General features: G+C 70.8%; 22 protein-coding genes and 8 pseudogenes. 21 read left to right on the forward strand and 9 right to left on the reverse strand.

What is annotated here, in order from left to right; genetic code table 11:
• Positions 1-141: 141 nt before the first annotated feature.
• The 4 genes and pseudogenes from ACIRRH_RS24330 to ACIRRH_RS24345 all read left to right on the forward strand — a co-directional run.
• Positions 142-351: a ferredoxin gene (locus ACIRRH_RS24330; RefSeq protein WP_403071047.1), complete on the forward strand. Its 210-nt coding sequence runs from the start codon at positions 142-144 to the stop codon at positions 349-351.
• Complete coding sequence (locus ACIRRH_RS24335; RefSeq protein WP_403071050.1) at positions 341-1,708, forward strand: NAD(P)/FAD-dependent oxidoreductase; 1,368 nt, start codon at positions 341-343, stop codon at positions 1,706-1,708. The genes ACIRRH_RS24330 and ACIRRH_RS24335 overlap by 11 nt, the downstream gene beginning before the upstream one ends.
• 30 nt (positions 1,709-1,738) lie before the next feature.
• Positions 1,739-2,923 carry a cytochrome P450 gene (locus tag ACIRRH_RS24340; RefSeq protein ID WP_403071052.1) on the forward strand — a complete coding sequence of 395 codons (1,185 nt, stop codon included), beginning with the start codon at positions 1,739-1,741 and terminating at the stop codon, positions 2,921-2,923.
• A 505-nt stretch (positions 2,924-3,428) separates the two neighbouring features.
• Positions 3,429-3,866, forward strand: a pseudogene (locus tag ACIRRH_RS24345) (ISAzo13 family transposase); the annotation flags it as partial.
• Positions 3,867-3,925: 59 nt separating this feature from the next.
• On the opposite strand, the pseudogene ACIRRH_RS24350 reads toward ACIRRH_RS24345, so the two are convergent.
• Positions 3,926-4,279: pseudogene (locus ACIRRH_RS24350) on the reverse strand (GTP-binding protein); the annotation flags it as partial.
• Between the two features lie 258 nt (positions 4,280-4,537).
• On the opposite strand from ACIRRH_RS24350, the gene rpmB reads away from it, so the two are divergent.
• The 4 genes and pseudogenes from rpmB to rpsR form a co-directional block, all read left to right on the forward strand.
• The gene (rpmB, locus tag ACIRRH_RS24355) at positions 4,538-4,774 is read left to right on the forward strand and encodes a 50S ribosomal protein L28 (RefSeq protein WP_403071055.1); all 237 of its coding nucleotides are present in this window, start codon (positions 4,538-4,540) and stop codon (positions 4,772-4,774) included.
• Positions 4,774-5,079 carry a 30S ribosomal protein S14 gene (gene rpsN / locus ACIRRH_RS24360; RefSeq protein ID WP_403071058.1) on the forward strand — a complete coding sequence of 102 codons (306 nt, stop codon included), beginning with the start codon at positions 4,774-4,776 and terminating at the stop codon, positions 5,077-5,079. The genes rpmB and rpsN overlap by 1 nt, the downstream gene beginning before the upstream one ends.
• Before the next feature lie 5 nt (positions 5,080-5,084).
• The gene (locus ACIRRH_RS24365) at positions 5,085-6,272 is read left to right on the forward strand and encodes a CobW family GTP-binding protein (RefSeq protein WP_403071061.1); all 1,188 of its coding nucleotides are present in this window, start codon (positions 5,085-5,087) and stop codon (positions 6,270-6,272) included.
• Positions 6,273-6,292: 20 nt separating this feature from the next.
• Positions 6,293-6,550: pseudogene (gene rpsR, locus ACIRRH_RS24370) on the forward strand (30S ribosomal protein S18); the annotation flags it as partial.
• Positions 6,551-7,215: 665 nt separating this feature from the next.
• On the opposite strand, the pseudogene ACIRRH_RS24375 reads toward rpsR, so the two are convergent.
• The 3 genes and pseudogenes from ACIRRH_RS24375 to ACIRRH_RS24385 all read right to left on the reverse strand — a co-directional run bounded on the left by ACIRRH_RS24375 (position 7,216) and on the right by ACIRRH_RS24385 (position 9,146).
• Positions 7,216-7,418 (reverse strand): annotated as a pseudogene (locus ACIRRH_RS24375) (cold-shock protein).
• 541 nt (positions 7,419-7,959) lie between these two features.
• Positions 7,960-8,358, reverse strand: coding sequence for a hypothetical protein (locus ACIRRH_RS24380; RefSeq protein WP_403071064.1), 399 nt, complete (start codon positions 8,356-8,358; stop codon positions 7,960-7,962).
• 557 nt (positions 8,359-8,915) lie between these two features.
• Entirely contained in the window at positions 8,916-9,146 is a 231-nt protein-coding gene (locus ACIRRH_RS24385) for a hypothetical protein (RefSeq protein ID WP_403071067.1), read from the reverse strand.
• Positions 9,147-9,624: 478 nt separating this feature from the next.
• Here ACIRRH_RS24385 and ACIRRH_RS24390 point away from each other — a divergent pair, with 478 nt between their 5' ends.
• The 5 genes and pseudogenes from ACIRRH_RS24390 (at position 9,625) to ACIRRH_RS24410 (ending at position 12,012) form a co-directional block, all read left to right on the forward strand.
• Entirely contained in the window at positions 9,625-9,828 is a 204-nt protein-coding gene (locus ACIRRH_RS24390) for a cold-shock protein (RefSeq protein WP_344640564.1), read from the forward strand.
• 371 nt (positions 9,829-10,199) lie between these two features.
• A pseudogene (locus ACIRRH_RS24395) lies at positions 10,200-10,778 on the forward strand (DEAD/DEAH box helicase); the annotation flags it as partial.
• A 29-nt stretch (positions 10,779-10,807) separates the two neighbouring features.
• Positions 10,808-10,921, forward strand: a pseudogene (locus tag ACIRRH_RS24400) (CBS domain-containing protein); the annotation flags it as partial.
• A gap of 66 nt (positions 10,922-10,987) precedes the next feature.
• Entirely contained in the window at positions 10,988-11,419 is a 432-nt protein-coding gene (locus tag ACIRRH_RS24405) for an ATP-binding protein (RefSeq protein ID WP_403071070.1), read from the forward strand.
• A gap of 101 nt (positions 11,420-11,520) precedes the next feature.
• The gene (locus tag ACIRRH_RS24410; RefSeq protein WP_403071073.1) at positions 11,521-12,012 is read left to right on the forward strand and encodes a hypothetical protein; all 492 of its coding nucleotides are present in this window, start codon (positions 11,521-11,523) and stop codon (positions 12,010-12,012) included.
• 355 nt (positions 12,013-12,367) lie between these two features.
• Here the strand turns inward: ACIRRH_RS24410 and ACIRRH_RS24415 are convergent, their stop codons facing one another.
• A complete protein-coding gene (locus ACIRRH_RS24415; RefSeq protein WP_403071076.1) occupies positions 12,368-13,408 on the reverse strand; it encodes a tyrosine-type recombinase/integrase in 1,041 nt (346 codons plus the stop codon).
• Here ACIRRH_RS24415 and ACIRRH_RS24420 point away from each other — a divergent pair.
• A complete protein-coding gene (locus ACIRRH_RS24420) occupies positions 13,321-13,845 on the forward strand; it encodes a serine hydrolase (RefSeq protein WP_403071079.1) in 525 nt (174 codons plus the stop codon). The genes ACIRRH_RS24415 and ACIRRH_RS24420 overlap by 88 nt on opposite strands.
• A 119-nt stretch (positions 13,846-13,964) precedes the next feature.
• On the opposite strand, the gene ACIRRH_RS24425 is transcribed toward ACIRRH_RS24420, so the two are convergent.
• Entirely contained in the window at positions 13,965-14,282 is a 318-nt protein-coding gene (locus ACIRRH_RS24425; protein WP_403071082.1) for a hypothetical protein, read from the reverse strand.
• A 202-nt stretch (positions 14,283-14,484) separates the two neighbouring features.
• Here ACIRRH_RS24425 and ACIRRH_RS24430 point away from each other — a divergent pair, with 202 nt between their 5' ends.
• Genes ACIRRH_RS24430 through ACIRRH_RS24440 form a run of 3 tightly spaced genes read left to right on the forward strand, consistent with a single transcriptional unit; the run spans position 14,485 to position 17,205 of the window.
• Entirely contained in the window at positions 14,485-15,810 is a 1,326-nt protein-coding gene (locus ACIRRH_RS24430) for a sensor domain-containing protein (RefSeq protein ID WP_403071085.1), read from the forward strand.
• A complete protein-coding gene (locus ACIRRH_RS24435; protein ID WP_383706327.1) occupies positions 15,801-16,445 on the forward strand; it encodes a response regulator in 645 nt (214 codons plus the stop codon). Before ACIRRH_RS24430 ends, ACIRRH_RS24435 begins: the two co-directional genes overlap by 10 nt.
• Positions 16,446-16,461: 16 nt before the next feature.
• Positions 16,462-17,205: a DUF4097 family beta strand repeat-containing protein gene (locus ACIRRH_RS24440; protein ID WP_403071088.1), complete on the forward strand. Its 744-nt coding sequence runs from the start codon at positions 16,462-16,464 to the stop codon at positions 17,203-17,205.
• 227 nt (positions 17,206-17,432) lie between these two features.
• Here ACIRRH_RS24440 and ACIRRH_RS24445 read toward each other — a convergent pair.
• Positions 17,433-17,825, reverse strand: a pseudogene (locus tag ACIRRH_RS24445) (alcohol dehydrogenase catalytic domain-containing protein); the annotation flags it as partial.
• Here ACIRRH_RS24445 and ACIRRH_RS24450 point away from each other — a divergent pair.
• The 3 genes from ACIRRH_RS24450 to ACIRRH_RS24460 all read left to right on the forward strand — a co-directional run bounded on the left by ACIRRH_RS24450 (position 17,765) and on the right by ACIRRH_RS24460 (position 19,674).
• Positions 17,765-17,962: a hypothetical protein gene (locus tag ACIRRH_RS24450; RefSeq protein WP_403071343.1), complete on the forward strand. Its 198-nt coding sequence runs from the start codon at positions 17,765-17,767 to the stop codon at positions 17,960-17,962. The pseudogene ACIRRH_RS24445 and the gene ACIRRH_RS24450 sit on opposite strands and share 61 nt — an antisense overlap.
• Positions 17,963-18,239: 277 nt before the next feature.
• Positions 18,240-18,950 carry a class I SAM-dependent methyltransferase gene (locus tag ACIRRH_RS24455; RefSeq protein ID WP_403071092.1) on the forward strand — a complete coding sequence of 237 codons (711 nt, stop codon included), beginning with the start codon at positions 18,240-18,242 and terminating at the stop codon, positions 18,948-18,950.
• 19 nt (positions 18,951-18,969) lie between these two features.
• Entirely contained in the window at positions 18,970-19,674 is a 705-nt protein-coding gene (locus ACIRRH_RS24460) for a hypothetical protein (RefSeq protein WP_403071095.1), read from the forward strand.
• 27 nt (positions 19,675-19,701) lie between these two features.
• Here ACIRRH_RS24460 and ACIRRH_RS24465 read toward each other — a convergent pair.
• Positions 19,702-20,461 (reverse strand): annotated as a pseudogene (locus tag ACIRRH_RS24465) (ornithine carbamoyltransferase); the annotation flags it as partial.
• A gap of 115 nt (positions 20,462-20,576) precedes the next feature.
• Positions 20,577-21,059: an inorganic diphosphatase gene (locus ACIRRH_RS24470; RefSeq protein WP_403071097.1), complete on the reverse strand. Its 483-nt coding sequence runs from the start codon at positions 21,057-21,059 to the stop codon at positions 20,577-20,579.
• Between the two features lie 200 nt (positions 21,060-21,259).
• Here ACIRRH_RS24470 and ACIRRH_RS24475 point away from each other — a divergent pair, with 200 nt between their 5' ends.
• Complete coding sequence (locus tag ACIRRH_RS24475) at positions 21,260-23,662, forward strand: sodium-translocating pyrophosphatase (protein ID WP_403071100.1); 2,403 nt, start codon at positions 21,260-21,262, stop codon at positions 23,660-23,662.
• Positions 23,663-23,667: the final 5 nt, after the last annotated feature.

A 23,667-nucleotide genomic window follows, 5' to 3' on the forward strand; every position in this document is an offset into this window, starting at 1 on the left:
GTATGCCGATCGGACGAATGCCCGCGGGCTGCCGCCACCGCTCCTTGGGCGATCCCGGCAGGAGCGGCTGGCCGAGCGCCCGATACGGCACGGGCGTAGAAAGGGAAGGGGGCGCTCGTACGACTCAGGGAGTGGCTCGCCATGCAGATCGTCGTGGACCTCACCCGCTGCCAGGGCTATGCGCAGTGCGTATTCCTCGCGCCCCAGGTGTTCGAGCTGCACGGGGAGGAGGGGCTGCTGTACGGCCCAGCCGTTCCCGAGGATCAGCTGGAGCGCGTAGGCCAGGCCGCGGCGGCGTGCCCGGTCCAGGCCATCCTCCTCGGTGAGGAGGTGAGCGGCGGTGCCCGGTGATCTGCGGGACGGCCGTATCGTCATCGTCGGCGCGTCGCTGGCCGGGTTGAGGGCCGCGGAGGCGCTGCGCGAGGAGGGCTTCACCGGCTCACTGACCGTGGTGGGCGATGAGCCCTATCCCCCCTACGACCGGCCGCCGCTGTCCAAGCAGGTGCTGCTCGGCCGCGCGGCGGCGGACAGCACCGGGCTGCCGATGCGCCGGGACCCGGACGCCGAATGGCGGCTGGGAATACGCGCCACCGGCCTGGACCCGCTCGCGAAACGGGTGACACTGGGCGACGGCGAGTCGCTGCCGTACGACCGGCTGCTGATCACCACCGGGACCCGGGCACGGCCCTGGCCCAACCCGCAGGAGGCCGCCCTGGACGGGGTGTTCACCGTGCGCACCCGCGACGACGCCGAGGGACTGGCCGCTCGGCTGGCCGCGGGGCCGCGGCGGGTGCTGGTGATCGGCGGCGGCTTCACCGGCTCGGAGATCGCCTCGGCCTGCCGGGAACGGGACATCGAGGTCACGGTCACCGAACGCGGCCCCGCCCCCCTGGTGGGCGCGCTCGGCGGCACGCTGGCGAAGCTTGCGGCCGCCATGCAGCGCAACCACGGCGTGGACCTGCGCACCGGGGTGACGGTCACCGCGCTGCGCGGGAACGGCAGCTTCACCGGTGCGGACCTGTCCGACGGCAGCCGCGTCGAGGCGGACGTGTGCGTCGCGGCCCTGGGAGCCGTCCGCAACGTGGAGTGGCTTGCGGAGTCCGGGCTGGCGGCGGGCCCGCGCGGGATCGCCTGCGACGCCGGGTGCCGCGCCTTCAACATGTACGGGATTGTCACCGACGACATCTTCGTGGCCGGTGACGTCTCCCGCTTCCCGCACCCGCTGTTCGGGTACCAGATGCTCTCCCTGGAGCACTGGGGCAACGCGGTCGAGCAAGCCGAAGTCGCGGCTCACAACATGGTCAGCCCGGGGCCGCTGCGCCGCCCGCACCTTGCCCTCCCGACGTTCTGGTCTAGCCAGTTCGGGCTCAACATCAAGTCGGTGGGTGTGCCCACCTTCTCCGACCACGTGGTCATCGCGCAGGGTTCGCTGGAGGAGCGTCGTCTGGCGTTGGTCTACGGCTACCAGGGGCGGGTCACCGCCGCGGTCACCGTAGACATGGCCAAGGCGCTCGACTACTACGCGCACCTGATCGAGACCGCCGCCCCGTTCCCGCCCGCGCCCGGTGCGGCGGACCGCCCCCTCGCGGCCGAGATCCCCGTTCCCTCCGATGTGCCGGATCCCAAGGGGCTGTCCCACGGCCCCACCGTGGCGCTCACCGGTTACCTGCCGGACCGCCGGCTGACCGTGGTGAAGCCCACCGGCTGACCGTTCCGCCCGTCCCTGAGGAGCCCCATCATGACCGCCGACACCCTCCTGGAACGGATCACCGACTACACCAACCGCCCCAACCCCTACCCCCTGTACGCGGAACTGCGCGAAGCCGGTCCCGTGGTACGCCAGGCAGACGGCAGCTACCTGGTCGGCACCTACCACGAGATCGCCGCTCTGCTCCACGACCCGCGGATGAGCGCCGATTCCCGCAGCCGTGCCGAGACGACACACAAGCCGCCGTTCCTGCGACTCGACGACCCCGAGCACCACAGACTGCGCACCCTGGCCATGCGGCCGTTCGGCCCGCCGCACAGCCCGGGCCGGGTCGATGCCATGCGCGGCGAGATCGCCCGGCTCACCGATGAACTGATGGAGGGTTTCCAGGCGGGCCGGCAGATCGACGTCGTCGACGATTTCGCCTACCCGCTGCCCGTCACGGTGATCTGCCGCCTGCTCGGCGTGCCGCGCGAGGACGAGCCGCTGTTCCGAGAATGGGCCGACGCCGTGGTCGCGTCCGCCGATGTCAGGCCCGGAGAGGACTCCACCGAACGCAACAGGGCGGGCGAGCAGGCACGGGTCGAGATGGGCCAGTACCTGGTGAACCTCGCCGAGCAGCGTCGCGGCCGGCCGAGCGGCGACATGTTGTCCGCCTTCGTCAACGAACCGGATCCGGCCCTGCGGCTCAGCCAGGAGGAGCTCGCGGAAACCGCCGTGCTACTGCTCATCGCCGGCCACGAGACCACGGTCAACCTGATCACCAACGGCGTGCTCACCCTGCTACGCCACCGCGAGCAGCTGGACCACCTGCACAAAGAACCCGACCTGCTCCCGCGGGCGGTCGAGGAACTGTTGCGCTACGAGCCCCCGGTCCACATGCGCGAACGCATCCCCCGCGCCGACATCGACGTCGCCGGCACCACCATCCCCGAAGGCACGTCCGTCCAGCTCGTGCTCGCCTCGGGCAACCGCGACCCCAAGCGGTTCCAGGACCCCGACCGCTTCGACCCGACCCGACCCGACAACGAACACCTCGGCTTCGGCAGCGGTATCCACCTCTGCTACGGCGCACCGCTCGCGCGCATCGAAGCCCAGGCCGCGCTCGGCGCGCTGATCCCCCGCCTCGGCACGGCGCGCCTGGTCGAGGACCCACCCCCGTACCGGCAGAACGCCATGCTCCGCGGCCCCCGACACCTGCCCATCGAACTATGAGGCTGCTGCCCATCGACGCCGCCGGCAGCTACGACATTTTCCAGAGCAACGGCTTCACCGTGCACGTGGACATCCGGCAGGACGGCGGTGGGAGCCGCTACGGCAGCGCCTCCTCGGGCAACACCGTTGCGACGCTCCAGGAGAGCGCCGTGGACGGCCAGAGCATCAGCTTTACCCTCGCCCGCTCGGCCGCCACACCGGAACCCGCGGTGCCGACAGTCGCCTCTCCGGCACCACCGTCGACCTGCACAACCCGGGGAGGCACGCCACCCTGTTCACCGAGAAGCAGTTCTGACCGAACGCCAACCACGCGGCCTCCCCGCCGAGGTGGTACGCGAGCCGACGTCCGTCCGCCGCCCGTGGCACTAATCAATTACTAGAAGCATAAGGGCTTGCAGATCAACAACCCGTAGCTTCCGGGTTTTGAGTTCGTTGTTGCGATATGGGCACTCGGAGTGAGCAACAAGCCGTGTTGGCGGCGAAGTTCGCGGTGAAATGACCGCATTTGGATGAGCGGCAGCATCGCCTGCTACTGGGGGCGGAGGCGCGGTCGCTCGGTCACGGTGGGATCAGGCTGTTCGCCCGGGCAGCCGGGGTCCGCGAGGCGACGGTGTCGCTGGGGGTGAGCGAGCTGGATTCCGGGGAGCCGCCGCTGGGCCGGGTGAGGAGGCCTGGCGGCGGGCGTAAGCGGGTCGCAGACCTGGACCCGGCACTGCGGGAGGCGCTGCTCGCACTGGTCGAGCCCGATGTGCGCGGCGATCCGATGTCGCCGCTGCGATGGACCACCAAGTCCACCCGCCACCTCGCCGCCGAGCTGACCCGCCAGGGGCACCGGGTGTCGGCCGACACGGTCAGCGACCTGCTGCGCGAGGAGGGCTTCAGCCTGCAGGGGAACGCCAAGACCGTCGAAGGCAGGCAACACCCGGACCGCACCTGCCGATTCGCAGCCCGAACGGTGTCGCGCGTCGGCTCGCCGTGGTGGACGTCGTGCCCGGTGGGGCAGTACTCCTCCCAGGCCGGGAAGGGGTCGTCGGCCTGCCACGCCTCGGGGGCTGACGCGGGTTCGGTGCCGTCCAGCAGACACTGCCCCAGGGCGGCACGCAGTTTCTCCTTGTACAGATCGGTGCCGATGAAGACCAGTTCCTGCCCTTGGGCGAGCTGGTCGGAGTCGGCAGTGCCGGGCAGCGCCGCCCGCATGCCGGAGGGCTCGAAGCGGGCGACCGAGCCGGCCTGCGACCACAGCCCGGTGACGTCGGGGCGCGAGGCGAGCCAGAAGAACCCCTTTGAACGGAGCACCGTACCGAACTCCCCGTCGTCCAGCCGATGGTTGACCAGGTCCCAGAGGCGGGCCGGGTGCACCCCGGAGCTTATCAAAGATGAAAACCATTAACGTCTTCGACTGTCGCCATGGGGTGATGGAATGTCAAATCGCCTGCGGTGGCGGACCGTCGACCGCATGCCGCTCTCCGGCGGCCCGCGGGCGGGGATCGCGAGCAGGCGGACCTGCCCTGGGTTCGCCTGCCGGGCGAAGGGGTCGGACTGCTGGAGTAAAATGAAACCCGTTTTCATCTAGGCTAGTGTGGTGCCGCACAGCCCACCGAACGGAGGTCGGTCATGTCCGCCCACTGCCAGCTGACGGGGCGCAAGCCCGCGTTCGGCAACGCGATCTCGCACTCGCACCGGCGCACTCGGCGTCGCTTCGACCCCAACATCCAGCGCAAGCGCTACTGGCTGCCCAGCGAGGGCCGGTACGCCCGGCTCACGCTCAGCGCCAAGGGCGTGAAGACTGTCGACGTGATCGGCATCGAGGCCGCCGTCACCCGGATCCGGGCCCGAGGGGAGAAGGTCTGATGGCCAAGCAGAGCAAGATCGCCAAGAACGAGCAGCGTCGCGCGATCGTCGCCCGCTACGCCGAACGCCGCGCCGAGCTCAAGCGCGTCATCGCCTCCCCGGCGAGCAGCCCGGACGAGCGCGCCACCGCCGAGCGGGAGCTCGCACGCCAGCCGAGGGACGCCAGCGCCACCCGGGTCCGTAACCGGGACGCCGTCGACGGACGCCCGCGTGGCTACCAGCGCGCCTTCGGCCTGTCCCGGATCAACCTGCGCACCATGGCCCACGCCGGACAGCTGCCTGGCGTCCGCAAGTCCAGCTGGTGAACGCCGTGCCCGAGCACACCAAACTCCCCGTCGTGGTCGTCGCCGGCCTGCACCAGGACGAGCGCCGCCGGGCCGTCGACGAACTGCTCCACGGCTGCGCCGACACGCTCGTCCTGCACCACGACCTGCGCGACGCCTCCCGCAGCATCATCCACCGCGAAGTGCGCGACGCCGAAGAGACGTCGGGCCGCACCACGGCGGCACTCACGAACGACTGCCCGTGCTGCGCCCTGCGCGAGGACTTCCTCCCCGCGCTGCTGCGCCTCGCCGATCGCGGCCGCCACCGCCTGGTCGTCGTCGAGCTCTGGGGCGGCAGCGACCCGCACCCGGTCGTCGAGCTGATCGCCGAAGGCGAGGTCGGCGACCGCCGTATGGCGGACTCCGTCGAACTCGCCGGCGTGGTGACGGCGGTGGACCCGCTGCGGCTGATCGGCGAACTCTCCGTATCGGACGACCTCGCCGAGCACGGTCTGCACACCAGCGCTGACGATGCCCGCACCCGGGCCGAGGCGCTCGCCCATCAGATCGAGTACGCCACCGCCCTCGCCGTCCCGCGCGCCGACGTCGAAGGGGACGCCCCCGAACGGCGGGCCGGGCTCGCGATGCTGCACCAACTCCACTCCACCGCAAGGATCGTGCGACTCGGCGCCGGAGCGCTGATCCGCGCGGCGCTCGGCGGCTTCGACGTCGCCGCCGCCAGGGACCGGGTCAACCCGGCAATCGCACTGCTGCCCCAAGAACACGACGAGGCCGGGGTGGCCACCCTGCTGTGGGAGCGTCGACGTCCGCTGCACCCCGCCCGACTGTACGAGGCACTGGAGCAACTCGTCCCGGCGGCCCAGCGCAGCCGGGGCCGGTTCTGGCTGGCCAACCGGTCCGACCTGATGCTGGCCTGGGACGCCGCCGGAGCCAATCTCGCGGTCGAGGAGTGCGGCCCCTGGCTGGCCTCACTTCCCGACGCCACCTGGGACCTCTATCCGCCCGCCCGCCGCGCCGCGGCCGCCCTCGACTGGCACCCCCTGCACGGCGACCGGATACAGCAACTCAGCTTCACAGCAGAGGGGCTCGACGTCGACGGGATCACCGAACTGCTCGACTCCTGCCTGCTGACCGACACCGAACTGCTGGTCGGGGAGCCCGGCTGGAAGGCCCTGCCGGACGCCTTCGAGGACCTGCTCGACCCAGTCCCCTGACCACGGAAGGACGTACCGACATGGCCAAGCGCACCGGAGCCGGGCGACCCGCCAAGCCCCGCCCGGACCCCCTGACCGAGGCCGGCATCACCTACATCGACTACAAGGACACCAACCTCCTGCGGAAGTTCATCTCCGACCGCGGCAAGATCCGCAGCCGCCGCGTCACCCTCCCCCAGCCTTCGGCCGGGGGCACCCCCACCACCGTCCAGCAGCAGCGGGCCATGGCCACGGCGATCAAGAACGCCCGCGAGATGGCCCTGCTGCCCTACTCCTCCACAGTGGCGGCGAGTGCGGGCGGGACGGACGCGGCGGCCTCCCGGGGCGCGGTTGGGCGCTCGGGCCCGGCATCGGGCAGTCCGGCGAGGTCGGCGGCCAGGGACACCACGGGGATGTCGGCTTTCCGGGCGAGGTCGGCGAGGCGGGCGGCGGCCTCGGCCGGGAGAACGCCGAAGCGTTCGGAGACGATGCCGGTGGCCAGAGGTCGACGGCCGAACGGCTGCGGGCCTCGGCCCGGGTGCGCTCGAGCGTCTTCTGGAGTCGGCGGACGGTCGCGGCCAGGGCCTCGGCGGTGTGGTCCCGGAACTGCCTCGGGCCGGTCATGAGGCGTCCAGGCAGTGCCGGATCCGGTTGAGTCCTTCCGTCCCCGAGAGGGCGTCCGCTACGGGACGATGGAGTCCTTTCTTAAGGACGAAGACGCGGCCTTGGGTGATCGCCGAAGCATCGCCCTGCAGCGCGTGCCCCAAAAGTGTGGCGTTCCGCGACTGGGCCGGCCTGAACGATGGCGACGAGACGCAGTGCGTCTCGCGTGGGGATGGCCACCGCGGAGCCAGGGGCTGAAGGCCGGGGATGCGCGTGACGGCGCAATGCCGAGGGGCCCGCACCGGGCATCAAGCAGGCGGTGCTGGCCCCTCGCTGCTGGGCGGGTGTCTTGACAGATGAACTACAGCGGACGAATGTTCTCGGCCTGCGGGCCCTTCTGGCCCTGCGTGACGTCGAATTCGACCTTCTGGCCCTCGAGCAGCTCACGGAAGCCGTTGGCGTTGATGTTCGAGTAGTGGGCGAAGACGTCAGCGCCGCCATCGTCCTGCTCGATGAAGCCGAAGCCTTTTCCGCATTGAACCACTTGACAGTGCCATTAGCCATTGAAAATCTCCTTTAAGGGGCTGCCCGACGCCCGCACGGCGCGGGCTTCGAGTCGCCGTGATGAGCGCCCACCGGGGAAGAGCGGGGAACAAAAAATGCGCCTGCGATACATCAGCAGGCGCATACGAAGTTCATGGGAACCACTACTGCAGCTAACTTCGAACCTAGCAGGCCCGGGCTCGCTGCGGGTGGATATTTCCCCCGGGATTCCGGGGAGCCTCCCCCGGGGCTGTCGGCAGCGATACTCCGAAGCCGTCAACTCGCCAGGCGGGCAGGCTGGTTGAGAGAGTGACCGCACCCCGTCGGCGGGATGGGTCTCAGGAGATGGCGATCGGCCATTGGAGTTGTGTCGGCGCCCCATGGAGATATTCGGTCCTGCGGGACTGGATCCGCCGGGACGAGGCGGACAGGGGTGAGCGAGGTGACGGGCTGACACCGCGAGAAGGAGGAACCGGGAGCCGGCGGACTTCCGGCTGTGCAAGGAGAACGCTCTTGCACAGGTCCGGCTGCTGGCTGTCCGCGCAGGTCCGCGGGATCCCGCTCACAGCTCGGGGCCCCCGGGGTAGGTGGGGATGTCGTAGCCTTGGTCGCGAAGCCACTGGCAGGTCACCGCGGCTCGGTAGCCGCTGTCGAAGCAGGGAAAGGACTCGTCGGGCTCCTCCGGAGGCGGGGAGTTCTTCTGGCCGTGCTCCATTCTCTCGACCACGGCGTCGGCGATCCGGGCCGCCGTGTCGCCGCGGAGGTCCCCTTTCTCCCGCCAGCGGGTCAATTTGTCCTTGGCCTGCCGCGCCAGGCGGGCACTCTCGGCGGCGTGCTCCGAGCCGACCGCGGCCACCGCCGCCTCATTGGCCGATCGCAGCCATTGGCCCAGGCAGTCGGTGATGACCTGCTGGGCGAAGGCAGCCCGCCACTCTTCCCGCTGCTGATAGTCATCCGTCATACCTGCAGCCTACCGAGAAAGGGAAACCGATCAGGCCCCCCTCCTCTATTGATTTCCGAGCCCGTTCGAGAATCGTCGCCACCGCCATCCCGTTACACGTGCGGGAGGTCTGGGGGAGTACCGGGACCTGTTGATCATTCCCGTGTGGCCTCACGTGCCGCCTCGCCATCCGACGAGGAGCGGGTTCCAGCTCCTCGGGGCCGACAGATAAGTGCTCCGTCTTTGGCACGCGGCTGTCGGCCAGGCGCACCGCATCCAGCCATCCTCGAAGACCAGCTCGAAGAGGCCCTGCGCATCAACGCCGAACTCCGCCGCGACCACCCCAGCTAGCGCACGCCCCCACGCGCCCCACCCGGGAGCGCGAAGATCGAATCCCGGCACCGGACGTGCCGGGGTGAATCCGCTGTCGCACCCGGGTGACCGCATCGCACGGCTCTGCTGCCGCCGCCCGCCGGTCACCGACCTTCGAGCGGCTGCCCAGAAGGTTGGCCGCCGGGCAGAGCGCTGGCGCCCTGCTTGGCGGGGCCTGCGGCGGGCCAGGACCGGCGCGGCCGGGGTCAGAGCTTGTACATCGCGGTGTAGGGCTGGGTGAGGCGTTCCTGGCGCGTTCCGAAGTCGACGAGGGCTGCGATGGCGCCCTCACCTTCGACGTCGATGACCCGGCCGAGGCCGAATCGGTCGTGGGTGACCCGGTCGCCGATGGCGAAGTGCTTGCGCTGCGGGGCCTGCGTTCGGCTCTTGAAGGGACTGGTGGGCATGGGGCGGCGAGGTGCTGCGAAATTTTTCATTGCCGTCAGTGTGCGCCGGAAAACGGGAAATGGACACCCCGGCGCTGTATGGGAATTTCGGGTCGCACTGGAGTCGTGGTTGTCCTGCATGTTTCGGGCGTTCGTTCTGGTCAACCTGTCTGCCCCCGGTCTCGTCGCGAAGCACAGGGACCGGGGCGGACAGGCGCCGACGGGAGGGCGATGTTCTCCTCAAGTAACCTTATGGGTGTGCGACTTGGCCCTGATCTGGGTGTGCGGGTGAGGCCCTGGGGGGCTCGGCTCGCGTGGAACCGGGGAGAAGAAATCCTGCCGTTTCGGGCTCCGGGCTGCTAGGGTCGTCTTAGTTGCAGTAGTGGTTCCCATGAACTTTGTGTGCGCCTGCCTGTGTTGCGGGCGCATTTTTTGTTCCCCCGGCTCTTCCCCGGGAGGGGTCTCCATGCGGCGTACTCGGAGTCCGCGACCCGCGTACTTCGAACAGCCCCCTGAAGGAGATTTTTTTATGGCTAATGGCACTGTGAAGTGGTTCAACTCGGAAAAGGGTTTCGGCTTCATCGAGCAGGAGGGTGGCGGCCCCGACGTCTTCGCCCACTTCTCGAACATCAACGCCAACGGCTTCCGTGAGCTGCTCGAGGGCCAGAAGGTCGAGTTCGACGTCACGCAGGGCCAGAAGGGCCCGCAGGCCGAGAACATTCGCCCGCTGTAGTACTGCCACGGCACCCGCCTGGCAGCGAGGGGCCCGCACTGCTTACATGCCAGTGCGGGCCCCTTGGCATCGCACGACAACGCACCGGGCCGAGCGGAAGCTCTCGGCTCCACCAGGGCCGACCGCACCACCCCCGCGAGACACACGGCGCCGCGTTCGGACCGGCGCTCCACCCACGCCACGCCCCACAGCCGCGCTTCTCCGCTCCCGCCCTGCGCGGTGAGCCGCAGCCAGTGGGTGGCGTGCCGCACGGTTCTCCCGTCCACGCTCTGCCCATCGCATTTCCCGGCCCGTTTCCTTGCGGTCTTCGCCGACGCCCAGCGCCGGCCGAGTCTTCCTCGTGACGCGCCGCTCCGAGGAAGGTTTCCCGCATGAACCGCTCCAGCCGCTCCCCGCACCACGACGCCCGCCGCCGCCCCGTCGGCTCCGTCCAGACTGGCCGTCTCTCCTCCAGTCGGATCGACCGTCAGGGAGGCTCTGCCCAGGGTGAGTTCGCGATGCCCGTCAGCGCCACGCCAGTACTGCCGGCCGTCACGTCCTTCGACGAGTTGGACATGCCGAAGGCGCTGCTGTCGATCCTGGCCCGCAAGGGCGTCACCGTGCCGTTCCCCATCCAGGCCGCGACGTTGCCGAACTCGCTCGCGGGCCGCGACGTGCTGGGGCGCGGGCAGACGGGTTCGGGCAAGACCCTCGCGTTCGGGCTCGCGCTGCTGGCCCGCACCGCTGGGCGCAGGGCCGAGCCGTGCCGCCCGCTGGCGCTGGTGCTGGTACCGACCCGCGAACTCGCGCAGCAGGTCACCCAGGCGCTCACGCCCTTCGCCCACGCCCTGCGGCTGCGGATGGCGAGCGTGGTGGGCGGGATGTCGATCGGCGGGCAGGCACGGGTGCTGAACCGCGGGGCCGAGATCGTGGTGGCCACCCCGGGGCGGCTCAAGGACCTGATCCAGCGCTAGACGTAGCCCTCGACCGCGCCCCCTTCGCCACAGCCGACATGCCAGCCACCACCGCAGCAGCCGCCATGCGCTCCCGCGACCTGCGCGCATGGCCGGTAGTCGACCACGACGGCCACGCCATCGGCCTGCTCAGCCTCTAGACCCGGATCGCGGCGCCACAGCCGCGCAGTCGAAGAACCTGCGACGGTAGACGGGGTCACCATGCGATGCGTCCCACCCACCACGGGCAGTTGCGCCTGCCGCTTCGCCCACCTCTCGCCGACGGCCCCAGCAGTGCCGCCCGGGCCTTCACCCGCCAGGCCCTGGCGCAGTGGAACCTGCTCGTGTCATCGCTGTGCCGGCCGCATCTGGCCGAGGACGCTCTCCTGGTCGTCGGGGAGCTCGTGGCCAACGCCTGCCGCCACGGGGGCCATGGTCCTGCCGAACTCATCCTCGACATCGGCCCCGGCGTCTTGCGCATCACGATCAGCGACCACAATCCCGAGCCGCCGCAGCGCCGGGTTCCCGTACCCGGCGAGCCCGGCGGCTACGGCCTGCGCATCCTCGACCAGCTCACCACCTGCTGGGATGCCAGCCCCCAGGCCGGGGGAAAAGCGGTCTGGGCGCAGCTGGACACCGGCTGCGGCCGGGGATGCTGAACACCGGCCCGCCCGGCTGCGGCGGTGCCGCCGCCGGCGAACGGGTGCAGGGTGGAGGTGTGGCGAGCCGGCCTGGTGAACCCGGTAGGCGGCAGTCCTGGATGTCGAGCCATGCACTGCTGGCGCTTCCGCTCGTGCTCATCGCGGCGATCACGGTCGTGGACCTGAACGTGCCGGCCGATGTGCACCTGGGACCGTTGCTGGTGATCGCTCCCGCGATCACCGCCTCGTTCGCCGGTCCCCGGCTGACCGCGCTGATCGGCCTGCTGGCCGTGGGCGCACAAGCGTTCATCGGTTGGTACTTCGATGTGCTGTCCTCCCGCAACGTGCTGGTGCAGATCCTCGCGCTGGCAGTGCTGTCGTGCCTGGCCGTGGTCTTCTGTGTGGCGCGCGAGCGGCGGCAGGCGGAGCTGGCGCAAGTGCGCACCGTGGCCGAGGCCGCCCAGCGCGTCCTCATGTGTGCGAGGGTGCCTACTCATGGCTCGCACTGGTTCGTTCTCCAGCGAACCCTGTTCGTGGCTGCTGCGTCGGCGTGGGCGATGGCGTACCAACGACGGTGCACTGGCCGAGAGACCGCGCTCTGTGGCTGGTGAGTAGTGGGCACCGTTCAGCTCAAGATGACTGAGGCGGCCAGCAGTTGTCTGGAGCTGACTGCCGTTGCTGGATCGGCGCTTGCTGAGTGTCCGTCGGGTTGCCGCTACTCGCCGTAACTGAAGGCAGTCCGGATCTCTGGGGACCACTTGGGGACCACACGTCGTGAGCGCCTATGAGCGCCCATGAGCGATAATGGACGTCTATGTACAAAGTGAACGCTGACGATACGTTACACCGGCGACCAATCCTCATCTGCGATCTCAACGCCCGCACTTTCCAATGCAGTTGAGCGACAAAGAAGCCGAGATCTTGAGATCTCCGCTGCCGAAACTACTTGAAGCACTTGACTGGGGGTCAAGGCGTCGCAGGTTCAAATCCTGTCGTCCCGACTTGCTTAACCGCAGGTCGTAGGCCGTTTCCACCGGATGGTGGGGGCGGCCTTTCTGTTGTTCCGTCGGCTGGTGGTCGCATGGTGGTCGCAGCGCTCTGGCGGCGGCTGGGAAGGGTTTTGGTAACTCGTTGCTCCTTCCCTCCTCTTGGTGAGGGTGAGTTGGTTGTGGAGCTGCGGATTGTGGTCGCTGGGTGGTCGCGGCTTGGGGATCCGAGCCGGGGGAGTGTCGACTCCGTCGATGGCGTGGTGTCGACGGCGTCGCGGGCGGCTTGGGTCGTGAGGTGGCTGTAGATGTTGGCGGTGGTCGACAGGGTCGAGTGCCGCAGGGTCTTGGAGACCACTGTGAGGGGCACGCCGGCGCTGATCGAGATGGTGGCGGCGAGGTGCCGTAGGTCGTGGATGGTGGTGCGGGAGACGCCGACGTCGCGGCTGAGGTCGTGGAAGTGGTTGAGGACGTATTCGGGGTGGAGCGGTCGGCCGTCGGGACGGTGGAAGACGAGCCCGCCGCCGGGTGCGGTGGTGGTTGCCGGGGCTCGGTCGTCCGCGCGGTTGCGTAGGGCTGTGGCGACGCGCGGGGAGATGGCGACCCAGTTGGAGTGCGAGGGCTTCGCCTTTGCGCATGCCGGTGCCGATGAGCAGCTCGATGAGATCGGCGAAGGGTGGGTCGACGGCGTGGCAGTAGCGGAGGAAGCGGACGGCTTCGGTCGTTGTCCAGATGTGGCGTTCGGCAGCGGCCGGACGGGGGATGACGGTTGGCCGGGCGGGGTTGCTGGCCAGGCGGTGGTGTCGGACGGCGTCGCCGAGTGCGCTGGAGAGGGTGGCGAGGATCTGGTGGACGGTGACGCGGCCTCGTTCGCGGGCGAGTCGGGTGTGGACGAGGCCGGCGATGTGGGGGTAGCCGAGGTCGTCGAGGCGGATGCCACCCCGCCACGGCCCGGATGCTGCAGTCGAACCTGGGCGGCTTCGCCGACCGTCCGAAGCTGTTCGACGGCTACCACCGGCACGACGTGGTGCCGAGCCTGCTCGACGTGCTGCACGGCCGGTCTCCGGCCCGGCCGCCGGCGGCCTCTGGACCACGGCCGCCGACCTGGCCGCCCTGGCCGCCGAGCTGCGGCGGTGCTACCTGGGCCGGGAGCGCGGGCTGGTGGCGACCGAGCTGGTGCGGGAGATGCTCACCCCGCAGTCGGCCCGCGCCTACGGCTGGAGCACCATCCTCGACACCACCGGTGGCGACCTGGAGTTCGGCCACGGCGGCCAGGCGATGACCTGGATGCGGGTGCACTCCGGGCGCGGCCTGGTGATGCTGAGCAACGCGGTGACCGGCCGGGAGCTGATCAGGCACCTGATCGCCACCGAGCTGTCCGGGCGGACCCGGCTGACCGGTGAGTGGCAGCGGGTCATCGAGGAGGCCGTGGGCCGGGAGCGGGGTGGGACCGCGTAGCCGCCTCCGGTGCCGTCCGTCCGGGGCGGTCGTGACCGAGCAGTCGGTCGCGGCGGCCCCGCCGTGCGTCAGGGGTACGCGCGGAGGGGCGGCCGCAGCCCGGACGCCCGCGGCCCGTGTTACGAGCGGCGCGGGATCCGGGCGCTCTGTGACAGCGACACGCAGATGACGGAGGTGGCGGCCCACACCAGGGGGACTGCCCACGGGCTCCACCACATGAGCGCCAGCGAGACGGCCGCGGCCGCCAGCAGCGCGACGGTGACCGGCAGCACAACGTCGCGCCGGTACCGCCCCAGCTGCTCGCCGAGGACCTCTTCGACGATCTCGGCGACCCGGTCGTCGATGGTGTCCCCGTAGTGCACGAGGAACTGCTCGATGTCGTCGGTCCTGCCGGCCGGGCAGGGGCGGCCGGCGGCGTTCGAGTGTCGATCGGTCATGTCCCCACGATGTCGCACCGGGCGGCGCCGGGTCGGCAGCGTGAACCCACCGGCCGGACGGGGGGTAAACCCTACCCCCCGCTCGTGGGCTCTCCTCGCTGTCGACGGGTGGTCGGGTTGGGTACCGTCCCCTTGTCGAATCGAGGCGCGGACGGTGACCTGGTTGCCGCCCGCACTGCCCACGAGAGCGGGTCCGAAGCAGTTGACCGAGAACATCGTCGGCCGTGCCACCGGCAGAGCCCGGACGGACGCCCGGCCACCCCGCGAGGTGGTGCCGGGCAATCCGCTGCGCGCGCTGGCCTCCCCCGTGCTGTTGCGGGCGTCGATCCACCTGGCACTTGACGGTCTGGTGGCGCTGGCGGGACTGGCCGTGCTGATCGTGCTGGCCGTCGCCGTCTGCCTGGCGCCGGCCGGCCTGGTGGGCCTGCCGCTCACGGTGGCGGCGGGGTGGGCGCTGTTCCGGCTGGCCGCCGTCGAGCGCGCCCGGTTCGCCGTGACCTGCGGGCTGGAGCTCGACGAGCTGCCGGCGCCGGTCTGTTCGTGGCGGTTGGCCAAGTCGCTGCAGTCGCTCGTCCACAACCTCTGCACCTGGCGGCTGATCGGCTACTTCGTACTGCTGATGCCGGTGGCGGTGGTGACCGTGGTCGGGGTGGCGCTGATCTGGGCCGTGCCGCTGACCCTGGTGCTGCTTCCGGCCTACTACCGGGGCCTGCCCGGCGGGCAGGCCCAGCTCGGGCCGTTCGTGGTGGATTCCCTGCCCCGGGCGCTGCTGGTCGCGGCGGTGGCGCTGCTGGTCGGCGCGGTCCTCTCCCCGCTGATCGTCAAACTCCTGCTGGCGCTGAACACCGCGCTGGCCGTCGCACTGCTCTCCCGGCCCCGCGGCATGGAACTGGAGCAGCGGGTCATCGATCTGACGGAGAGCCGAGCCCGGGTGGTGGACGCCGCCGAGGCGGAGCGCAAACGGATCGAGCGGGACCTGCACGACGGTGCCCAGCAACGGCTGGTGGCGATGTCGATCACCCTGGGCCGGGCCAGCTCGCGGTTGAAGAAGTCCGGAGACCACGAGACCAACAAGCTCGTCGAGGACGCCCGGCGGGAAACCCTCAGCACCATCACCGAGCTGCGCAACCTGGCCCGTGGCCTGCACCCGCCGGTGCTGACCGACCGCGGCCTGGAGGCGGCGCTCTCCGCCGTCGCCGCGCTGGCTCCGGTGCCGGTGCGCCTTGACGTCCTGGTGGAGCCGCGCCCCTCCTCCACCATCGAGGCGGTCGCCTACTTCACGGTGACCGAGGCGCTCACCAATGTGGCCAAGCATGCTCATGCGACCCGCGCCTGGGTGGAGATCCGGAGGGAGGGCGCCCGGTTGGACGTTAAGGTTGGCGATGACGGGCGTGGCGGAGCCGACCTCGCGGCCGGCACGGGTCTGACTGGTCTGGCGGACCGGGTGTCCGGGGTGGACGGGCGGTTCCGGCTCAGCAGTCCGGTGGGTGGACCGACCGTGATCGAGGTGGAATTGCCATGCGGGTAGTGCTGGCCGAGGACTCCGCGCTGCTGCGCCAGGGCATCGAACTGCTGCTCAGCGAACAGGGGATCGAGGTGGTCGCCGCGGTCGGCGACGGGGAGCAACTCCTGCGCGCGGTGGCCGAACACCGGCCGGACGCCTGTGTGACGGACGTCCGGATGCCGCCCACCTTCCTGGACGAGGGCCTGCGCGCCGCACTGGCGGTACGCGCCCGCTGGCCGGAGACCGGCGTCCTGGTGCTCTCCCACTACGTCGAGGAGCGCTACGCCATCGACCTGGTCAACACCAATGACAACGGGGTCGGTTACCTGCTCAAGGACCGGGTGTCGGACGCCGAGGAGTTCGTGGACGCGCTGCGCCGGGTCGCCGCGGGCGAGACGGTCCTCGACCCGGAGGTGGTCAAGCAGTTGCTGGCCGGCAGCCGGCAGCGGGATCCGCTCTCCACCCTGACGCCGCGCGAACGGGAGGTCCTCACGGCCATGGCGGGGGGCCGTTCCAACGCCGGGATCGCGGCCGATCTGGTGATCGGCACGGCGGCGGTGGAGAAGTACATCCGCAGCATCTTCGTGAAATTCGATCTGCAGCAGGAGGCGGGAGACCACCGCCGCGTGCTCGCCGTTTTGCGCTACCTGGGAGCTTGAGATCAGTACCACACCGATGAAGCGCCGCGGATGCCTCCTCATAGGGCTGGCCGTCCTCGTCGCGGTCGTCACCGTGGCCAGTTGGATCGTGGTCGACTCGCTTCCGGTGCACCACCCGTACAGCGGCAACTGGCAGCAGGACGCGGCCGGCGCCAGCCGGGTGACGGTCCAGGCCGACGGACTCGGCGTGGCGCTGAGCCAGGACGGCTCCTCGCAGGTCACGGTGGCCATGAGCGGCAGCTACACGGGCCATGTCCCGCAGGTCTCCGTCACCCGGTCCGGGTCGGACGTCACGGTCACCGCCGGCTGCTCCAACGACTGCTCGGGGCACCTGCAGATCACGGTGCCGGCCGGCCTGGCCGCGCAGGTGAGCACCGGGGACGCCGGGATCCAGGCGAAGGGCCTGACCGGCCGGCTGGATCTGACCACCGGGCTGGGCGGGGTCGAGGTGGACCAGTCGTCCGGCCCGCTGACCGTGCGGAGCACGGACGGCGCGGTGACCCTCGCCGACAGCAGCGCCCCGAACGCCGAGGTGATCACCGACGGCGCGGTCAGCGCCTCCTTCACGGCGGCACCCGCCTCCCTGAAGGTCACCGCGGGCTACGGCGGGGTCGACCTCAAGGTGCCTCACGACGCCACCTACCACGTCGACGCGCAGAGCTCCTGGTCGTCGCCGAGCGTCTCGCTGCCGAACACCGCCACGGACGCGCCGCACAGCGTGGTGGTGAAGACCACGCGCGGCGGCATCACGGTCCACTGAGCACGCCCGTGCCGCGTACGACGGTGGCGTCCCCGGGAGATTCCGGGGACGCCACCGTCGTTCGGGCGATCAGCCGGTGACCAGCGAGGGGTCGACGACGGTCTTCGCGTGCCGCTCCGGCGCGCCGAGTTCGGCGATCGCCCCGGCCAGTCCGTCCAGGCCGGTGACGCCGACACACTCGAAGAACACCACGCCGCCTTCGGGTCCAGACCGTTCGGCACCGGCAGGGTGAAGACCTCGTTGAGGATCATGTACTCGCCGAAGCCGCCCGGAAAGGCCGGGGTGTAGCCGACGATCCCACCGCCCTGCGAGCCGAAGCCGATCGGCGGGCCGCAGACGGCGCTCCCGACCGGCAGGGCCCGCACGGTGTCCGGGCCGTAGTCGACGATCTCGGCGGCGAACTCGTGACCGAGCACCAGGCCGTTCCGGATGCCGTGCGGGGCGCTGCCGGTGCGGCGCATGATGTCGCCGAACGCCTCGGGGGCGCCGAGGACGTGCAGGTCGCAGCCGCAGGTGCCGGGGTGAGTCCAGCGAGGAGGCGAAGTCCGCCAGTGCGGCGGTGACTTCGGCCGGTCGCTCCTGCTGGGTCCAGTGCCTCGTGGCCGCGGCCGCCGCCGCACTGGCGGCGATCACCCTCACCCTCGTCACGCCCGCCATCGCATCCGCAGTCAGCGCCGCCGCGCAGCCGCGGGCCGCTGCCGCCCCGGCCGACACCACCGGCACCACCACCCCGCCCGACAACAACGGCTGGGACTGACATGGGGGTTATCCGTACCCCGGTTCGGTGGGCTGGCCACGTGTCCGGCCCGGCTGAACTGCTGTTGGCTGGAGGGCAGATGGTCGGTGCGGGGCGGCGCAGGTGCGCCGCCCCGCGGCGCCACCGCGAACCACCGGCGAAGGCCACCGGCCTTCCCGAGAGCGAGGATCCGACGGCGCGTCGGCCTCCCTCACCGTGGCCGCCTCCAACGGCGGCATCCACATCCACTGAGCGGGCACCACCGCCCCACGCCGACGACCAACGTTGGAGAAGAACCATGCGCCACCCCTCCTCACCCCTGCGCGCCCCGTTCGGCAAGGCCGGCATCTTGGCCCTTGCGGGCGCCTCGGTCGCGGCCGCGGCCACCGCCTGGTGGGTGACCGACTCCGCGCCGTACCCCTACGCGCAGCACCGACTGCTCGACCTGCCACTGCCGTTCCTGTCCTGGGAGCGGCTGGCCGAGCAGCTCCAGCCGCTGCCGGGCGAGCGGATGCTGGAGATCGGTCCCGGCACCGGGCTGCAGTCGCTCCAGGTGGCGCCCCGGCTCGGCGCCGACGGCCGGCTGGACATCGTCGACATCCAGCAGGAGATGCTCGACCACGTGATGCGCCGGGCCGCCGGATCCGGCCTCGACACCATCGTCCCCACCCTGGCCGACGCGCGCGAACTCCCCTTCGACGACGCCACGTTCGACGCCGCCTACCTGGTCACCGCGCTGGGCGAGATCCCGGACGTCCCCGCCGCCCTGAGCGAGCTGCGCCGGGTCCTCAAGCCGACCGGTCGCCTGGTCGTCGGCGAGTTCTTCGACCGCCACCAGATCCGCCCGGCGACCCTGGCCCGGCACGCCAACGCCGTCGGCCTGCACGTCATCCGGCAGTCCGGACCGGCCCTGGCCTACTTCGCGCTGCTGCGGCCGTGCACCTCGGGCTCCGACGGCCGGCCGCACGCCGGTGCCGCGGACCGGCGTGCGGCCACCATCGGCTCCTGATCGGGACTGGAGGACCGTCGTGAACAATCCCGGTATCCGGCGCGCGGCCGAGAGCGAGTGGGGCCTGCTCTACCGCCGGGCGCGCGCCCGGCTGCGGGCCAGGGGCGCCGCCGCACTGACCCTCACCGTGGTCTCCAGCTGCTTGGTGCTGCTGTTCGCGGCGGTCGACGAGTTCCCGAGCGGGGCGGCCTTCGTCTCCCGGATAGGCGTGGTCCGGGCCACCGAGCCGTGGGACGTCGCGCTGCCGCGCTTCCCGGTCTCGATATTCGTGCCGGCCCTGGACCTGCCGGTCTGGGGGGCTCTGGCTCAGGTGTTCGTAGTCTTCGCGATCGCCGAGCTGACCCTCGGCCCGTGGCGCACGCTCGCGGTGGGGTACACCTGCTCGCTGGTGGGCACCTGCTACGCGCGCTTCGGGGTGTCCCGGCCGCCCGGCCACCTGCTCCACCTGCCCGCCGCATTCGCCCAGGTCCGGGACACCGGGCCGTCGGCGGCCGTGATCGGGCTGGGCCTGCTGGTCGCCTGGCGGTTCGGGGCGCGCTGGACCGCGCTGGGCGTGGTGCTGCTGACGGCCGCGATCACGGCGGTGGACCCGGTGTTGGCGGGTTACGAACACATGGCCGCGCTGGTGACCGCCGCCTTGCTGCTGCTCGCGGACGGGGTCGCCCGCAGGCTGGCCGCCCGCGGTGCGCACGGCTCCGCCGCCGTGGCACCCCGGCCGCGGTGACCTGACCGGCGACCGGGGCGGCGACGCTCACGCCCGGCCGGCCGGCTCGCCCCGACCGCGCAGGCACCACTCGAGCACCGCCATGGCGCTGTGCAGCTTGTGACCGGCCTGCCAGAACGCGATGCTGGACGGGCCGTCGAGCACATCGGCGGTGACCCCCTCGCCGCGGTGGGCGGGCAGGTCGTGCATGAAGACCGCCGCCGGGTAGTGAGCCATCAGCTCGGCGTTGACCTGGAAGGGCGCGAAGACCTCCCGCCAGTTCGGGTCGGGCTTGCTGGTGCCGGTGGTCTGCCAGCGGGTGGTGTAGACGACGTCGACCCGGTCGGGCAGGTGGGCCAGGTCGTGCCGCTCGGTGACCAACGCACCGTTTCCGGCGGCGAGTTCGCCGGCCCGGTCCAGGTAGTCCGTCGGGAGCCCGTAGCCGGCGGGGGTGCGCAGGTGGAGCTCGGTGCCGGGGAAGCGGCTGAGCGCGAGGGAGAGCGCGGTGGCGGTGTTGTCGCCCTCGCCCAGGTAGAGCACCCGCAGACCCTCGATCCGCCCGAAGTGCCGCTGCAGGACGGTGAGATCGGTGAGCGCCTGGGAGGTGCTCCTCGGTGCTCATGGCGTTCACCACCGGCATCCGATCCTGGCCGGCGATCGCCCGGAGGTCGGCGGTGGCCTCGGAGGTCCGGGTGACGAACGCGTCGATCACGCGGGAGAGGACCTCGCCGGTGTCCTCCAGCGACTCGTTGGTCACCAGCTGCAGGTCGTTGGGCTGGTAGGTGAGCAACCGGGCGCCCATGCGCAGCAGTTCGGGCGGTCATCATGCCGCAGGCCGCGGCTGCGCGTGGCGCTCGCCTCGATGCGGCTCATCTACGGGGAGGCACTTGCCCGGCCAGGGCCTCCTCGACAGCACAGCGGGGCTACTGGGCGGCGGCTCTGGAGCGGGAGGTCTCGATCTCGGCGTAGGCGTCGGCCTTGTTCGCCCAGTGGGAGCCTTCGACGGACTTTCCGGGTTCGAGATCCTTGTAGACCTCGAAGAAGTGGGTGATCTCCTGCAGGTCGTGCTGGGGCATGTCGCCGATGTCCTGGAGGCGGGCGAAGCGGGGGTCGTGGGCGGGCACGCAGAGGATCTTCTCGTCCGGCCCCTTCTCGTCGGTCATGACGAACATGCCGATGGCGCGGCAGGTGATGCCGCATCCCGGAAAGGTGGGCTCGTCGACGAGTATGAGGGCATCGAGAGGGTCGCCGTCTCCTCCGAGGGTGTCCTCGATGAATCCGTAGTCGGCCGGGTAGCGGGTGGCCGTGAACAGCATCCGGTCCAGGCGGATCCGTCCGGTGGCGTGGTCCATCTCGTACTTGTTGCGTGACCCCTGCGGGATCTCGACGATCACCTCGAAGTCCATGTCGCCCTCCTTCGCGATCCGTGGCGTCCGACGGCGTCGGCAGCACCATTTTCGAGGGGATCACTCGCTGCCGCACGCCGGGTGCGCGATTGCCCTAACCCCCGTGGAGACCTCCAGGCCCCGGGGTTAGCCTCGTTCTGTTGCTCCCGGGCGGCTGATCCGCGCGCCCGGTGCCCAGGCACGACGTCAAGGAGGACGGAATGGCTGGGGTCTTTCATGCAGGCGCATCCGTTGCGGCCGCGCCCGAGTTGACCGGGTCGGGCCGAACGCTGCTGGTGATCGTCGCGGTGATCGGGGCAGGAGCCCTGGTGGTGGCCTGGGCGCTTGTGCGCCAGGTCCTGGCCGCGGACGAGGGAACCGAGACGATGCGGCGGATCGCCGGGGCAGTTCAGGAGGGTGCGAACGCCTACCTGAGGCGCCAGTTCCGCACCCTGGGCGTCTTCGCCGGGGTGGTGCCCTTCGTGCTGTTGCTGTTGCCGGCGGACAACTGGGGGCAGCGGATCGGGCGTTCGGTGTTCTTCCTGGTCGGGGCGGCGTTCTCGGCGACGACGGGGTACGTCGGGATGCAGCTCGCGGTGCGCAGCAATGTCCGGGTGGCGGCGGCGGCCCGGGCGGGGACGGCGCCGGTCCCGGCCATCGAGTCCTGGGAGGGACCGACGGCGGCGTCGATCGTGCGAGGGGTGTCGCACCGGGCGATGCGGATCGCCTTCCGTACCGGTGGAGTGGTGGGGATGTTCACCGTGGGCCTGGGTCTCATGGGGGCGGCCACGGTGGTGCTGATCTACCAGGCGAACGCGCCGAAGGTGTTGGAGGGTTTCGGCTTCGGTGCGGCGTTGCTGGCGATGTTCATGCGGGTGGGCGGTGGGATCTTCACCAAGGCCGCGGACGTGGGCGCGGACCTGGTGGGCAAGGTCGAGCAGGGGATCCCCGAGGACGATCCCCGCAACGCGGCGACGATCGCCGACAACGTGGGCGACAACGTGGGCGACTGCGCGGGGATGGCGGCCGACCTGTTCGAGTCCTACGCCGTGACCCTGGTCGCCGCGCTGATTCTGGGCAGAGCCGCCTTCGGTGACGACGGGCTGACCTTTCCTCTGGTCGTGCCCGCCATCGGGGTGCTCACGGCCGTCCTGGGCATCGAGATGGTCTCCCCGCGGCCCACGGACCGCAGCGGGATGACCGCCATCAACCGCGGCTTCATCGCCTCCGCCGTGGTGTCCCTCGCTCTGGTGGCCGGCGCGGTCTTCGCGTTCCTGCCGGCCCGCTTCTCCGGACTGCACGGGGTGCCCGCCGAGATCACCCGGCACGTGGGCAGTCCGCGGGTGTTCGCCCTGGCCGCGGTGGCCATCGGGATCGTGCTGGCCACCGTCATCCAGCAACTGACCGGCTACTTCACCGAGACCACCCGCCGCCCGGTACGGGACCTGGGCAGGACCTCGCTGACCGGGCCGGCCACCGTGGTGCTCTCCGGTGTCGCCCTCGGCCTGGAATCGGCCGTGTACTCCGCCGTGGCCATCGGAGCCGCCGTCTACGGCGCCTTCCTGCTCGGCGGCGGCTCGCTGATCCTGTCCCTGTTCGCGGTCGCGCTGGCCGGGACCGGACTGCTGACCACCGTGGGCGTGATCGTCGCGATGGACACCTTCGGCCCGGTCTCCGACAACGCCCAGGGCATCGCGGAGATGTCCGGAGACATCACCGGCGCCGGCGCCCAGGTGCTCACCGAACTGGACGCCGTCGGCAACACCACCAAGGCGACCACCAAGGGCATCGCCATCGCCACCGCGGTGCTCGCGGCCACCGCGCTGTTCGGCTCCTACACCGACACCATCGCGACCGCCGAGGCACAGATCGGCCCGGCCGCCCACGGCGCGAGCCTGAGCCTGGCCATCGACCAGCCCGACAACCTGGTCGGCCTGCTGGTCGGTGCCGCCGTCGTCTTCCTCTTCTCCGGTCTGGCGATCAACGCCGTCTCGCGCTCCGCCGGCGCGGTCGTCTTCGAGGTCCGGCGCCAGTTCCGGACCCGGCCCGGCATCATGGACGGCACCGAGCGGCCCGAGTACGGCCGGGTGGTGGACATCTGCACCCGCGACGCGCTGCGCGAACTGGTCACCCCGGGCCTGCTCGCCGTGCTGACCCCGATCGCCCTCGGCTTCCTCCTCGGCGTCGGCCCGCTGGGCTCCTACCTGGCCGGAGCGATCGGCGCGGGCACCCTGATGGCCGTCTTTCTGGCGACCTCGGGCGGCGCCTGGGACAACGCCAAGAAACTGATCGAGGACGGTCACCACGGCGGCAAGGGCAGCCCCGCGCACGCAGCCACCGTCATCGGCGACACGGTGGGCGACCCCTTCAAGGACACCGCCGGACCGGCCATCAACCCGCTCCTGAAGGTGATGAACCTGGTCTCCCTCCTGGTGGCGCCCGCGATCGTCAGCCTCAGCTTCGGCTCGCACGCCAACCTGGGCCTGCGGCTGACCATCGCCCTGTCGGCCCTGGCCGTCGTCGTCCTCGCCGTGTGGATCTCCAAGCGCCGGGGCATCACCGTCGGCACCGACGAAACTCCCTCCGGCACCCGCGCGCCGGAGGAGCCCGCGCCCGTCCGGTGACCAGC

Origin of the sequence: Kitasatospora sp. NPDC101235, assembly GCF_044767505.1 — a bacterium.
GTDB lineage: Bacteria > Actinomycetota > Actinomycetes > Streptomycetales > Streptomycetaceae > Kitasatospora.